The sequence below is a fragment of the Solibacillus silvestris genome (assembly GCF_051967575.1).
Taxonomy (GTDB): Bacteria; Bacillota; Bacilli; order Bacillales_A; family Planococcaceae; genus Solibacillus; species Solibacillus silvestris_B.
In genome coordinates this window covers 1-12,556 of sequence record NZ_JBQCJW010000008.1, presented here as the reverse complement: position 1 = coordinate 12,556, position 12,556 = coordinate 1, and the positions used below count along the sequence as shown (strand labels likewise).

At 39.9% G+C, this 12,556-nt stretch carries 14 protein-coding genes; 8 read left to right on the top strand and 6 right to left on the bottom strand.

Annotation, left to right across the window (positions count from 1 at the left end; all coding sequences use genetic code 11):
* Positions 1–184 precede the first annotated feature (184 nt).
* Both rplM and rpsI read left to right on the top strand, forming a co-directional pair.
* On the top strand, positions 185–622 hold the full coding sequence (gene rplM / locus ACTHOQ_RS07070; protein ID WP_440495109.1) for a 50S ribosomal protein L13: 438 nt from the start codon (positions 185–187) through the stop codon (positions 620–622).
* 29 nt (positions 623–651) lie between these two features.
* Positions 652–1,044 carry a 30S ribosomal protein S9 gene (rpsI, locus tag ACTHOQ_RS07065; protein ID WP_440495107.1) on the top strand — a complete coding sequence of 131 codons (393 nt, stop codon included), beginning with the start codon at positions 652–654 and terminating at the stop codon, positions 1,042–1,044.
* Between the two features lie 395 nt (positions 1,045–1,439).
* On the opposite strand, the gene ACTHOQ_RS07060 is transcribed toward rpsI, so the two are convergent.
* The 4 genes from ACTHOQ_RS07060 to ACTHOQ_RS07045 form a co-directional block, all read right to left on the bottom strand.
* On the bottom strand, positions 1,440–2,096 hold the full coding sequence (locus ACTHOQ_RS07060) for a GAP family protein (RefSeq protein ID WP_440495105.1): 657 nt from the start codon (positions 2,094–2,096) through the stop codon (positions 1,440–1,442).
* Positions 2,097–2,129: 33 nt separating this feature from the next.
* Complete coding sequence (locus tag ACTHOQ_RS07055; RefSeq protein ID WP_440495103.1) at positions 2,130–2,867, bottom strand: MerR family transcriptional regulator; 738 nt, start codon at positions 2,865–2,867, stop codon at positions 2,130–2,132.
* 17 nt (positions 2,868–2,884) lie between these two features.
* A complete protein-coding gene (locus tag ACTHOQ_RS07050) occupies positions 2,885–3,028 on the bottom strand; it encodes a hypothetical protein (protein ID WP_440495101.1) in 144 nt (47 codons plus the stop codon).
* Positions 3,029–3,276: 248 nt separating this feature from the next.
* A complete protein-coding gene (locus ACTHOQ_RS07045; RefSeq protein WP_440495099.1) occupies positions 3,277–4,101 on the bottom strand; it encodes a methyl-accepting chemotaxis protein in 825 nt (274 codons plus the stop codon).
* A 190-nt stretch (positions 4,102–4,291) separates the two neighbouring features.
* On the opposite strand from ACTHOQ_RS07045, the gene ACTHOQ_RS07040 reads away from it, so the two are divergent.
* The 5 genes from ACTHOQ_RS07040 (at position 4,292) to salA (ending at position 10,133) form a co-directional block, all read left to right on the top strand.
* The gene (locus ACTHOQ_RS07040; protein ID WP_440495097.1) at positions 4,292–4,567 is read left to right on the top strand and encodes a 2-keto-3-deoxygluconate kinase; all 276 of its coding nucleotides are present in this window, start codon (positions 4,292–4,294) and stop codon (positions 4,565–4,567) included.
* Positions 4,568–4,692: 125 nt separating this feature from the next.
* Positions 4,693–6,432 carry an ABC transporter ATP-binding protein gene (locus ACTHOQ_RS07035; RefSeq protein ID WP_440495095.1) on the top strand — a complete coding sequence of 580 codons (1,740 nt, stop codon included), beginning with the start codon at positions 4,693–4,695 and terminating at the stop codon, positions 6,430–6,432.
* Complete coding sequence (locus ACTHOQ_RS07030; RefSeq protein WP_440495093.1) at positions 6,425–8,230, top strand: ABC transporter ATP-binding protein; 1,806 nt, start codon at positions 6,425–6,427, stop codon at positions 8,228–8,230. Before ACTHOQ_RS07035 ends, ACTHOQ_RS07030 begins: the two co-directional genes overlap by 8 nt.
* A 61-nt stretch (positions 8,231–8,291) precedes the next feature.
* A complete protein-coding gene (locus ACTHOQ_RS07025) occupies positions 8,292–9,005 on the top strand; it encodes an N-acetylmuramoyl-L-alanine amidase (RefSeq protein ID WP_440495090.1) in 714 nt (237 codons plus the stop codon).
* A 72-nt stretch (positions 9,006–9,077) separates the two neighbouring features.
* Positions 9,078–10,133 carry an iron-sulfur carrier protein/transcriptional regulator SalA gene (gene salA / locus ACTHOQ_RS07020; RefSeq protein ID WP_440495088.1) on the top strand — a complete coding sequence of 352 codons (1,056 nt, stop codon included), beginning with the start codon at positions 9,078–9,080 and terminating at the stop codon, positions 10,131–10,133.
* A gap of 47 nt (positions 10,134–10,180) precedes the next feature.
* On the opposite strand, the gene gerD is transcribed toward salA, so the two are convergent.
* Positions 10,181–10,795 carry a spore germination lipoprotein GerD gene (gene gerD / locus ACTHOQ_RS07015; RefSeq protein WP_440495086.1) on the bottom strand — a complete coding sequence of 205 codons (615 nt, stop codon included), beginning with the start codon at positions 10,793–10,795 and terminating at the stop codon, positions 10,181–10,183.
* Between the two features lie 148 nt (positions 10,796–10,943).
* Between gerD and ACTHOQ_RS07010 the strand changes: the two genes are divergently transcribed.
* Complete coding sequence (locus tag ACTHOQ_RS07010) at positions 10,944–11,624, top strand: KinB-signaling pathway activation protein (protein ID WP_440495084.1); 681 nt, start codon at positions 10,944–10,946, stop codon at positions 11,622–11,624.
* Between the two features lie 79 nt (positions 11,625–11,703).
* Here ACTHOQ_RS07010 and ACTHOQ_RS07005 read toward each other — a convergent pair whose 3' ends face one another.
* A complete protein-coding gene (locus tag ACTHOQ_RS07005) occupies positions 11,704–12,348 on the bottom strand; it encodes a hypothetical protein (protein WP_440495082.1) in 645 nt (214 codons plus the stop codon).
* Positions 12,349–12,556 lie beyond the last annotated feature (208 nt).

The following is a 12,556-nucleotide window of genomic DNA, read 5'->3' as shown; positions in this document are numbered from 1 at the left end:
ATAGCCTTCTGAAAAGGGTTAACAACCTCTCCAGGTGTTCAATTAAATATCTTGACTTTAAATGCGATTCAGTATATGATGATGTATGGTATTTTCATTACCACCACAAAAATAAGCCCCGAAACTTATAAAGTGTATATAATGAAAAATAACGGTAATTCATATCGATTAGGAGGATACAAACATGCGCACAACTTTCATGGCTAAAGGTCAAGAAGTAGAACGTAAATGGTTAGTAGTTGACGCAGAAGGCCAAACATTAGGTCGTTTAGCTTCTGAAGTAGCTGCTATCTTACGCGGTAAACATAAACCAACTTTCACACCAAACGTTGATACAGGAGATCATGTGATCATCATCAACGCTGATAAAATTGAGTTAACAGGTAACAAATTACAAAAGAAAATTTACTACCGTCACACTCAGTTCGCTGGTGGTTTAAAACAACGTACAGCTGGCGAAATGAAGGAAAAATACCCAACTCAAATGCTTGAGTTAGCAATTAAAGGTATGCTTCCAAAGAACTCTTTAGGTCGTCAAATGTTCTCTAAATTGAACGTTTACACTGGTTCTGAGCATCCACACGCTGCACAAAAACCAGAAGCTTACGAGTTACGTGGTTAATCAATAAACTATAATAGGAGGAAATAACTTTGGCACAAGTACAATACATCGGCACAGGTCGCCGTAAAAGCTCAACTGCTCGCGTACGTTTAGTACCAGGCGAAGGTAAAGTAGTAATCAACAACCGTGATGTTGCGGATTACCTACCATACGAAACTTTACACTTAATTATCAACCAACCATTAGTAGCTACAGAAACTAAAGGTTCATATGACGTTCACGTTAACGTAAACGGCGGTGGATTCACAGGTCAAGCTGGAGCAATCCGTCACGGTATCGCACGTGCATTATTACAAGTTGATCCAGACTTCCGTGGCGCTTTAAAAGCAGCAGGTCTATTAACTCGTGATTCTCGTATGAAAGAGCGTAAAAAACCAGGTCTACGCGGCGCTCGTCGTGCACCTCAATTCTCAAAACGTTAATTTTTACAAATTGCTCAATGCAACAAAAAACCCTGCAACCATTGCGTTTGCAGGGTTTTTTTCCATATTTCAATTCATGGGAAAGTTGTATAAAAACCTGTGGATAAGTACACGTAATACACAAGTAATATACAAATTTTCGGGTAATAATGGCTGCTAGATTAAATCGACAGCATCCAATAATTGTGCAATATCTGTGTGAGAGTATATACCTTGTCCGTACTATCTTGCTATGAAAGTATTTAGGTGAGTTGCTCATACACGGAAATTTTTTAATTCCCAACACGTCGAATTTTATGATGATGATTTTGCGAAATTGCAAAACCCTTTCCCAAAATTTTTTTCGGGAAAGGGTTTTGTATAAGAAAGTTTTTGTTGAGCTGCATCAAAATTCATTATAAATAATCGACTGTGTAAAATATTAATATTATCCCAACTATACACATCATCCAAGATAGAGTCGAATTTGAACTGCTCGATATTTTATTGCGTAGATTAACTAAATTAGGATTTATCCACTTATTTAATAATTTAAAGCTTAAGAAAATGAGCAGAGCTGGCAAAATCATAACAATATTATATCCCGCTATAATCGAAATCCGCTCATACGGGGGTATATCAATTGTAGTTAATAAACCGAGAGCGGTGAAATACGGTAGAGCTGTACCTGCTTCAATGATAAATGTAGTAATGCCAATAAATACAATTGAAAGATAGCTCTGGGTTTTAGGCTCTGGAATATTGCCTTTTTTATTTGCGGGAATAAAAAAGCTAGCAGTAAATAAGATAGCCCCTATACTGAAGATAAGCCAGCTGAATATTCTGTTTTGAAAAATATCGGAAAATGTCTCAATAATATAATTTAAGCCTGACATCATTATTAAACCTAATGAAAAATACAAAATTGCCACTGTAAAGAGATATGCCAATAATCTTGTTGTTAGATTTTTATTATCTTTTAAAACAAGAAATAAAGTAACACCAATTATTGTAGGGCTCAACGTATCTAAAAGAGCTAAGCCACCCAAATAAATTAATATATTAATACCCATCTTTCCCTCCATATGAATCATCGTATTCAGAAATCAGATTTGATTATCGAGATAATAAAGATAAGCTTTTTCCATAAATTCAAGGACATCTTGGTCCAGTGGGTAGAGATTGTAATTATTCGAATCCTCAGGCGATTTCCTAATATCCCAAAGTTTATCTAAAAATGTATCTTCTCCTTCAAAATCCTCACCTTTTTTTATATCCATTCTTCTAATGATATTTTGTATTCGTGCATTATCATAATTAAGATGCATATATTTTTTCAATTGGCCTACTAAAGCAATCCACTCTAAAGAATCGGGATCGCTGCTGGACATATTTGGCAGTTTACCCAGAACCTTTATGTTTTTAATATTTAATGTATCGAGCTTATAATTTAAAGTTTCTTTGGAATTTCTGTTATAGAGCTCCATAATTCTTTTAATCTCGAATTCTTCCCCATCAATTGCTATACCATTTATTAGCCCTCGTAAACTCGCTTCTATTTTTGAAAGCCGGTCCTTTTCACTTAAGACGTAGGAAAGCTGTTTCGTTAAACTATTGGACCAATCCCATTCGTCGGATTCCAACATGTTTTTAATCTCGCCTAATTTAAATCCAATCGTTTTTAAAAATTGTATCAACTGAAGCTTCTTCAACTCGCTGTTTGAGTATAATCGATGTCCTCCATCAGTTTTTGAAACAGGTTTAAGCAGTTCTATTTTGTCGTAATATCTTAAGGTTCTAACAGATACACCGCCTAGCTTTTTAAACTCATTAATATGAAACAATACTAAAACCTACTTTCTTACTCATCTTTAAATAACATAGTTTTAAATACGTAGCCAATACCTAAGCCGATTAGCACCCCGGGCAGCGCGTGATCAAAAAGCAAACCTACACCTGCTCCCACAACAACGAGTGCGTAAATAACAATATCGCCCTTTTTCAAAGCTGCATTCTCCTTTTAAGTTCGTCATGGAATGGATCATTTATTGACAGTATATAAGATGACGTTAGGTCACTTTCAACTGATTTGAATCGTATAAAACCCTTTCCCAAAGATTCTTTCCGGGAAAGGGTTTTGCGAAAAAATTATTATCAAGTCATTTGCAGCAGCGGGCTTTTCTGCTGTGCAAAAGGTTTATCATTATAAAAAGCGTTTGCAAGGAAAGGGCTTTCCTTTTCAAACGCTAAAAGCTAATGTTCGATTTCGCCCAGCTCCAAAAGTCTTTGTCCCATTTCGTTAATGCTGCCATATCCGTTGCTCATCTCGTGCATGCTTGTTGTGTATTCCTCTGTAAATGAGGAAATTTGTTTCGTGTAGGCATTAATATGCTCAATGGAATCCGTAATATCGATAAGTTGCTTTGCAATATTATCGGCACTGTCGGTACTATTTTGGGCCATTTTCTGTATTTCGTTTGCTACAACCGCAAACCCCTTTCCATGTTCGCCTGAGCGGGCGGCTTCGATGGAGGCATTTAATCCTAAAATTTTCGAATGCATGGCGATATCTTTTACAGCTGCTACAATGGAATTAATCTGCATAATATTGTTGTGCATTTGCTCGGCGTATTTTGAAAGTTCTTCGAGGCGCATGGAAACATCGGTGCTCGCATTGGCCAATTGCTCTGTCGTAGCCGACATTTCCTGTACAGCCCCGGAAAGCTCTTCAGCAACGAATCGCATATTGCTCACACGGTAATTGGAAATAACACCTGTCACAACACCGACAACTTCGCCATTATCATATATAGGAACAGAAGAGGCGATATAAGGGAAGCCAAATCCTTCCGCACTGCGCTCCTCACGCAGGAACTTCCCGCTTTTCATGGCCCGTACGCTTGTTGTATTGAGATGTTTTTCAACACTTTCGCCCAATTGAATTTTTAGATCGATTTTGTTTCCTCTTTTATATCCGACAACTTTCTCCGTATCAAATATTAATATGCATGCATCTTCTGGATATGTAGATTGGTAGAAATCAATCGAATCAACAATTACTTGCAGCTTTGGATTCATAGTAAACCACCTCTTATCACTTATTTCATAAAAATACAAATAGTTCGAACAATATACATATTTCTTTTACTATATACTAAATTTTCATAAGAGGGAATGGATTATTGAATTTTCTGACAAATTTGAAATAAAGGTAGAAATTGTGTATACATTAGTATACAATTGTATTCAGAGTTGTGAGGTGAATAATATGAGAACAGAGGGTAGAGGTAGACGTAGCGGAGAAGGAGCTTATGGAAGCCGCCGTCCAAAAGGTGCGCAAACATTCCGTCGCGGGCGCGCACTCGAGTTTTACCGCCAGCTGGAAACAAAACGTTTGACATTGAAACAGCAATTGGAATCAGAGGAGCTACAGTCGATTCATCCAGTTATTGCAGGAGAGCTAAAAGCAACAGAAGCGATAATGAATGATTTTGTAAGGTTGTTCCAGCTAGATGAACTATTGGAGGAAATGGAAGAAGGATAGTTTTCAGCTTCTTTCAGTGTGTGCAAAAACAAACGCCCACTGAAAGAAATGGGGGGTTCCCGGCGGAAATTGGACGCAGTTATGCCAAGACATAGCTGATTTATATAAGGAAGTGAATATGTTTAATGCAAGCAGTATGGAAATTATCCAAATATATAAAGCCATATATACTATTTGCTATTATTGCCCCTGCCATGATGATCATAGAAGTTAGTATGGATCTGTTACAGCCGACGATTTTACAGCATATTATTGATGATGGTATCGCGGAAAATGATACATCCTATATTTTTAAAATGTTCGGTCTCATGATCGGCACGTCACTTATCGGCTTGATCGGGGGCATAGGCTGTTCAATTTATGCATCGCGCACAGCGGTAAACTTTTCGACAGATCTTCGCCAAGACTTATATGAAACGATTACGTATTTTTCGAATAGTAGTAAAGACAAATTTACGCTTGGAAAACTCGTGACGAATTTAACGAGTGATATTGAAATGCTTCAGCGGGCATTGACAATGCTGCTGAAGGTTTTTGTGCGCGGACCGATGATGTTTATCGGAGCAGTCGTAATAGTATTTATTACAGCAGGGGAGTTATTCCCGATTTTATTGGTTGTTGTGCCGATTTTAGCGTTTTGCATGTATTATTTCACGGCACTTTCAGGGAAGCTTTTTCATAAAGTCCAAAAGGTTGTCGATGATGTAAACACGAAAGTACAGGAAAACTTGGCTGGCATTCGCGTCATTAAAGCATATAATCGAAAAAATCATCAAATCGAACAGTTTACCGACACGAATACACAATTGATGAAGCGTTCGATGACAGCAGACCAAATTATCGGTGTGCTCGCGCCATTGACGATGTTTGTCGTGAATATGGGGATTGTTGCAGCATTGTGGATGGGTGCGATAAAAGTTGATGACAATACATTGCAAGTTGGAGTCATTTTGGCATTCATCAATTATTTAATGATGGTAATGCAAGGGTTGATGAGTTCATCGATGGTACTTGTCCAACTTGCACGGGCGATACCGAGTGCAGGGCGTATCGTGGAAGTCCTGGAGGAAAAAACAGAGCTTGATGATCCCTCAAACCCAGAAGAAAAAGCAATTCAGGGAAGTGTTACGTTTGAAAATGTCAGCTTCTCCTATTTAAAAGGGACTGAATCGGTGCTTAAAAATATAAGCTTCCATGTAAATGCCGGGGAAACTGTCGGCATTATAGGGATGACGGGCAGCGGGAAGTCCACTTTAGTGAAAATGATCCCGAGGCTGTTTGATGTCGACAACGGAGCAATAAAAATTGATGGCATGCCGATTAGGCAATACGGGCTTGAACATTTGCGCCAGTCGATTGGCTTTGTACCTCAAAAGGCGACATTATTCTCTAAAACAATTGCCGAGAATCTCCGCTATGGACGTGCCGATGCGACAGAGCAGCAAATTTCCGGAGCATTGCAGGCGGCAAATGCGAAAGAGTTCGTCGATAAGCTTGAAACAGGGACAGAGCATGAGCTGACACAAGGAGCCACGAATTTGTCTGGCGGGCAAAAACAGCGTCTTGCAATGGCGCGTGCATTTATCCGAAAGCCGAGTATTTTGGTTTTGGATGATGTGACAAGCGCGGTTGATAGCATTTCCGAAAAGATGATTCAGCGAGCGATTGAAGATCAATTCAGTGATGCTACGAAATTTATCGTTTCATCCAAAATTTCCTCCATTCGTCATGCAGATCAAATTTTCGTAATGGATGATGGGGAGATTGTTGCCAAAGGGACACATGAGCAATTATTAAAAACGAGTGAGCTATATGAAGAAATGTCGAAAACACAAGCGGAAAAAGGGGTGACCTTAAGTGAGTAGACAACAAGGGGAGCCACCCATTCCAATGAGGCATCCTGGAGGGCGATTTAATGGTCCTGTTGTGAAGCCTAAAAATCAAAAGGAAACATTGCTCCGTATATGGGGGTATTTGCGCATTCAAAAGCTTGAGCTTGTCAGTGTTGTGATTTTTGTTGTTATTAGTACGCTTTTAAGTTTAGTTGGTCCTTTTTTGATCGGGAAAACGATTGATGATTATATTGTGAAGCTTGATGTAACGGGAGCCATTCGCATGGCGCTTATTTTAGCTGGTGTATATGTCGCATCTTCATTGCTTACATGGTTTCAAACATTTGTCATGATTCGTGTTTCTCAAAAGACGATCCGCCGTTTGCGCCAGCAATTATTTGAACAATACCAATCATTGCCGTTAGCATTTTTTGATAAAAAGCAACAGGGCGACTTAATGAGCCGTATGACGAATGATATCGAAAATCTGAATGCGGCATTATCGCAAAGTGTCATTCAAATCGTCTCAAGCTTTTTGACAATTGTCGGTACGGCATTTGCCCTGTTTTATCTGGACTGGCGCTTGGCGCTTGTCACACTTATTATTATTCCGCTCATTGTATTTGTGACGAAACAGATTATTAAACGAAGCAGTGTGAACTATAAAGCGCGCCAACGTGATCTAGGAAACTTAAACGGCTATATTGAGGAAACGATCTCGAATGCGGATATTATTACGCTTTTCGGGAAAGAAAGCTCGACAGTGGCGGAATTCAAAGAAGCAAATGAAAGATTGCGTGGTTCCGCGATGCGGGCGGATATTATTTCCGGCTTCATGGGGCCGATCAATAACTTCATGAACAATCTAGGTTTAAGTTTGGTCATCGGTGCAGGCGCGGTAATGGCTGTGACGAGCGGTCTAACGATTGGAGTCATTGCATCATTTGTTACGTATACGCGCCAATTTTTCCGACCGATCAACCAGCTTTCAAACTTGCTGAACACATTCCAATCCGCTATTGCAGGGTCCGAGCGTGTATTTGAAGTATTGGATGAAGCGACAGAAGCGGCGGATATCGAAAATGCCAAAACGAAAAATCGATTTAACGGGGATGTAGCGTTTGACAATGTGGAATTCGCCTATGAAGCCGGAAAGCCTGTGCTGCATGGAATTGATTTTAAAGCAAAAGCTGGGGAAACAATTGCCATTGTTGGTCCGACCGGTTCAGGGAAGACGACGATCATTCAGCTATTAACGCGATTTTACGATGCAACAGGGGGCCGTATTTTATTGGATGGAGAGCCGATCGAACATTATAAAATGGCTAATGTGCGGGATCATGTCGGTGTCGTACTGCAGGATACGTACTTATTTTCCGGGACGGTACGGGAAAATATCCGTTTCGGTAAGCTGAATGCCACGGACGAGGAAATTGAGCAAGCGGCGAAAATCGCATATGCCCACAATTTCATCAAGTATTTGCCGGAGCAGTACGATACGGTGCTATCAAGCGGAGGTCTGAATTTAAGTCAAGGGCAGCGTCAGCTTATCGCCATAGCCCGGGCGATTTTGGAAGATCCCGATATTCTGATATTGGATGAAGCGACATCGAGTGTAGATACGATGACGGAAGTCCATATTCAAAAAGGCTTGAATAATTTGATGAAGGGCCGTACAAGCTTTGTTATTGCACATCGTTTGAAAACAATTGAAAAGGCAGATCAAATTCTCGTAATTAAAGATGGACGAATATTGGAACAAGGCAATCATCATTCACTAATGAACGCGCAAGGATTTTATGCAACATTGCAGCGCCAGCTCATGGCCTGATTGATCGAGTGAATAAACGACCGCCCTTTTGCGTATAGTAGGCAAAAAGGGCGGTGTTTTTTTGAGGCGTTGGCTTGCACTTATATTCGTTATTTTTTGTTCGATGCTCGTTGTTGTATATGAAACGAATGCTTCCGACCGGCGATTTTTTTTGCCAGAGCCATTAGGCGGGTTGAAAATTGTATTGGATGCTGGTCATGGAGGGCTTGATGGTGGTGCTTCAAATGGAAATGTAATTGAAAAAGAGATTACACTAGCGATTACAAAAAAGGTAGAGCGTCAACTAACACGCTTAGGTGCGGAAGTCATTTTAACGCGTTCAACAGATGGCGATGTATTGAGTGAACATGCGCCGAGCGAGAAGTTTCCGACAAACCGTGAGCGTAAAAAGCAGGACATCTTTTTGCGCGAGGCATTAGTGGAAACACATAAGCCGGATCTATTTATTACGATTCATGCAAATGCGATTCCGAACAGTAAATGGAGAGGTGCGCAAATATTTTATCATCACGATGGGCACCCGAACAGTGAAGCGCTTGCACATGCAATCCAAAACTCGATTCGGGATACGATGGAAAACACAGATCGCGAAGCATTATCGATCAAAAATGTCTATTTGCTGAAAAAGGTGGAAGCACCGGCAGTTTTAGTGGAAACGGGCTTTATCAGTAATGAAGAAGAACGGAAACTACTCGCTTCCGAAAGCTATCAGGAGAAAATGGCATTTGCGATTGCGCGAGGCATTGAAAATTATATTCACGTGAAATTTGACTAGGCACATGTAATAGCAATACGAAACGATTATGATATACTAACAATGGATATTTCATTCAGGGGAGTGTTTGATGTGTTAAATGAGCAACAAGTTCGAGAACTATTAGGCGAATTACAAGATCCGTTTTTACATAAATCATTGGCAGAAACAAAAGGTGTAACAAACGTTTCGATTAAAGCAGAAAAAGAGCATGTCAGTGTTCGTATTGCCATTGCAAAAATAAACACGCCAGAACAAATGGCGCTTCAAATGAAAATTGTGGAAGTACTGAAGGAAAATGGCGCAGCTTCGGTGGGGATTCGATTTGAAGAATTGCCGCAAGAAGTTTTGCAGTCTTTCCGTGGACAAGCAACAGAATCAGAAGCGCAAGATATTTTATCGCCGTTATCAAGCGTGCAATTTATCTCGATCGCTTCTGGTAAAGGCGGGGTCGGTAAATCGACGGTATCCGTGAATATGGCAGTTGCATTAGCCCGTCTAGGCAAAAAAGTAGGGTTGATCGATGCTGATATTTATGGCTTCTCTGTACCGGACATGATGGGAGTAACCGAAATGCCGGTCGTAAAAGAGGACCGTATTTATCCGGTAGAGCGTCTCGGCGTAAAAGTCATTTCAATGGGCTTCTTCGTGGAAAACAATGCGCCGATCGTATGGCGTGGGCCAATGCTTGGCAAAGTTCTGGATCAGTTTTTCCGCGATGTAGAGTGGGGCGATTTAGATTACCTACTATTGGATTTACCGCCAGGCACAGGAGACGTTGCGCTTGATATACATCAAATGCTGCCGTCTTCAAAGGAAATTGTTGTCACAACACCACACCCGACAGCGGCATTCGTAGCAGCTCGCGCAGGTGCGATGGCGCTGCAAACAAATCATGACATTTTAGGCGTTATCGAAAACATGGCTTGGTATGAAAGCAAAACCGGCGAAAAAGAATTTGTATTCGGCCAAGGCGGCGGTCCAAAACTGGCTGAGGAATTACGCACAAAATTACTCGGTCAAATTCCATTAGGCCAGCCAGATTGGACAGACGAAGACTTCGCACCATCTATTTACGCAGAGAATCATCCAACAGGTCAAATTTACTTGCAAATCGCAGAGGAAATTATTTCGGCGTTAAATAAATAAGCATATATACTTTCAACCAGTTGCCAAAAATATGGCGACTGGTTGTTTTATTGTGAGCCACCGCCGTCTTGTCCACCGCCGCCGCTTTCCTTCTTGGAACCAGATTCAGATCCGGAACCGGACTGGCTTTCAGACGAAGCTTCACCACTCTTTTTAATAAGCTCCTGCCATTTTGACTGCAAAAGCGGGTTTTCGATCGTTTCCATTACAACCTTTTCAAGTTCTTTCCGCATTGTTGCCCCTTTTAAAATGGACTCAAGCTGTTTTTGCATATCAGGCTGACCAAAAAACGATATTAAATCTTCTTGATACGAGGCATCGTTCAATAAGCTTTTCATCAAATCCTTTTGTTGATCCTGCATGCTTTTCGCGAATGTTTCCTTGAATTTGGGATCTTCGAATGTTTTGACCCAAAAGTCCATCGCTTCTTTGGAAAGCATCGTTTCCTCGGTAGCTTTTTTGACTTCTTCTGTATCTAAAATAAGTAACTCCCGAAAGCTCTTATCTTCAAACAATTGTCGGATTGCCTTTTTTCCGTCTTCTGTTTGTATAGCATCAACCATGATTTTCTTTACTTCATCATAGGAAAGTGTCGTTGATTTAGAGTCATTACAACCAGCAATTAGAATGATTGAAAAGGCAAGGATTAATAAACGTTTCACTTTTTCTTCAGTCCTTTCTTCACTTGAGCACTTTCATTTATTGTTCACAATTTTACAAAATATATGTAACAACTTTGGGTAGAGGTCGCTTTTTCCAAACCAAGTTGATAAAATATACAAGTATATTAAAAAATGGAGGAATATGTTCGTGACGATACGAAACTGGGTTAAATTTGCTTTTTGGGCATTATTAATTGGCGGTTTAGTTAATGCAGTTGCCTCGTTAATTATTCGTTGGGACTTTTACCAGCCATACTTAACGAACGGAGAGATTTCAGAGTTTTTAGCAGCGGTTATTTGGAATATCGTACTAGGGATGACAATGAGCGTCATGGCCCAAGCCGGATTTTTCGCATATTTAACGTTACATCAAGTTGGTGTAAATATATTTAGAACATTGACACTTTGGAATTGGATACAAGTTTTATTGATTATTATTGTTCTTGTGGATATTGTCATTTTCCGATTTGCACCAGACGCCGATACAGCAGGGGATTGGCTGATGTATGGTTTCTTGCTGGCCGTGCTAGTCGGTGCTGCGATATTGACGGCGATAAAGAAAATAAAAATGACGCAAAAGCCGCATGTTTTAATTTCGACGCTATTCTTTATGATTGTCGTCACTTCATTGGAATGGCTTATCGCTTTAATGGGGCGCCAGGATAATATCGATATATATGTAGCACTATTATTATTCCCATTAGTGGCGGTCAATGCATACCAAATTTTGATGTTGCCAAAATACAATGCACAATCCGAAGCAGATCGAAAAAAATTGGAAGAGCGTCGCAAAGCAAGAAAAGAAGCGGCAAAAACAGCGAAGGCATGAAGAACAAAGGGCGATCACAAAAGTTAAAACTTTTGCGGGCGCCCTTTGTTTTCTATTTCAAATAGTAGATTCGCATCTTTTAAGGGAAACGCTTCGTCGAAATTTCATAGCCGAATATATTTTGCTCAATAGAAACAAAACTATGCTCGCTTATAAATTGATTAATGTCTTCGAAGGAAATCGCCTCATTCCGGTGCAGAGGAATACTTACAAACGCGCCTTCGGAAATTTTCTTTTCTTCCATAGGGTAGGAATGTGTAGGAGCGATTAAGTTAATGCCGAGCTGGTGTAAATTACTTTGCATGGATGCGTCCATTTTATAATCGGCTGTCGCAAACCAAAGCGGCTTTTTGTAAAATGTTTTCTCATAAATAGCAAGCTGCTTTTTTAAAAGACCTTCATCTTCATACTGATCACTCGGCGAACCAAGCAATCCGACCCGTACATTTTTTTCTATTAATAATTTTACTAAATCCGGACTGCGCAATAGCCAATCACTGTCAGCCAAAAAAAGTGGATATGGTTCACGGAGATTTGTAATCCAATCACTAAAACCTTCATGTGAATAGCTAAGCTCGACGATTAAGCTTTTTCCGAATTGTCCTTTTGTAATGATCGCTGGAGTTTCGGTTAGTTGAAATACAGGTGAAACAATACTTTTTTCATCAAAAAAAATGAATACCAAAAATAAGCATAAAATTAGTGATACCAACGTTTTGAACATGCATTAATACCCACTTTCTAATAGATTTAAACATGATTCTATAAAAAACTTATGAAAAAGTGTTGACGGATATAACAAGGGGGTGTTACTATAAGTGAGTCGCCAAGAGATGACGCGATAAACGAAACAACATGAACCTTGAAAACTGAACAAGCAACGTTAATGAAACAAGCTTCTTAAATGAAGCAAACAATAGATTTCAGCTTTT

Excerpts from the sequence above, each read along its gene's own strand:
- rplM (WP_440495109.1), top strand. The coding sequence starts at position 185 with ATGCGCACAACTTTCATGGCTAAAGGTCAAGAAGTAGAACGTAAATGG.
- ACTHOQ_RS07060 (WP_440495105.1), bottom strand. The coding sequence starts at position 2,096 with ATGGGTATTAATATATTAATTTATTTGGGTGGCTTAGCTCTTTTAGAT.
- ACTHOQ_RS07045 (WP_440495099.1), bottom strand. The coding sequence starts at position 4,101 with ATGAATCCAAAGCTGCAAGTAATTGTTGATTCGATTGATTTCTACCAA.
- ACTHOQ_RS07040 (WP_440495097.1), top strand. The coding sequence starts at position 4,292 with ATGAGAACAGAGGGTAGAGGTAGACGTAGCGGAGAAGGAGCTTATGGA.
- ACTHOQ_RS07035 (WP_440495095.1), top strand. The coding sequence starts at position 4,693 with ATGCAAGCAGTATGGAAATTATCCAAATATATAAAGCCATATATACTA.
- ACTHOQ_RS07005 (WP_440495082.1), bottom strand. The coding sequence starts at position 12,348 with ATGTTCAAAACGTTGGTATCACTAATTTTATGCTTATTTTTGGTATTC.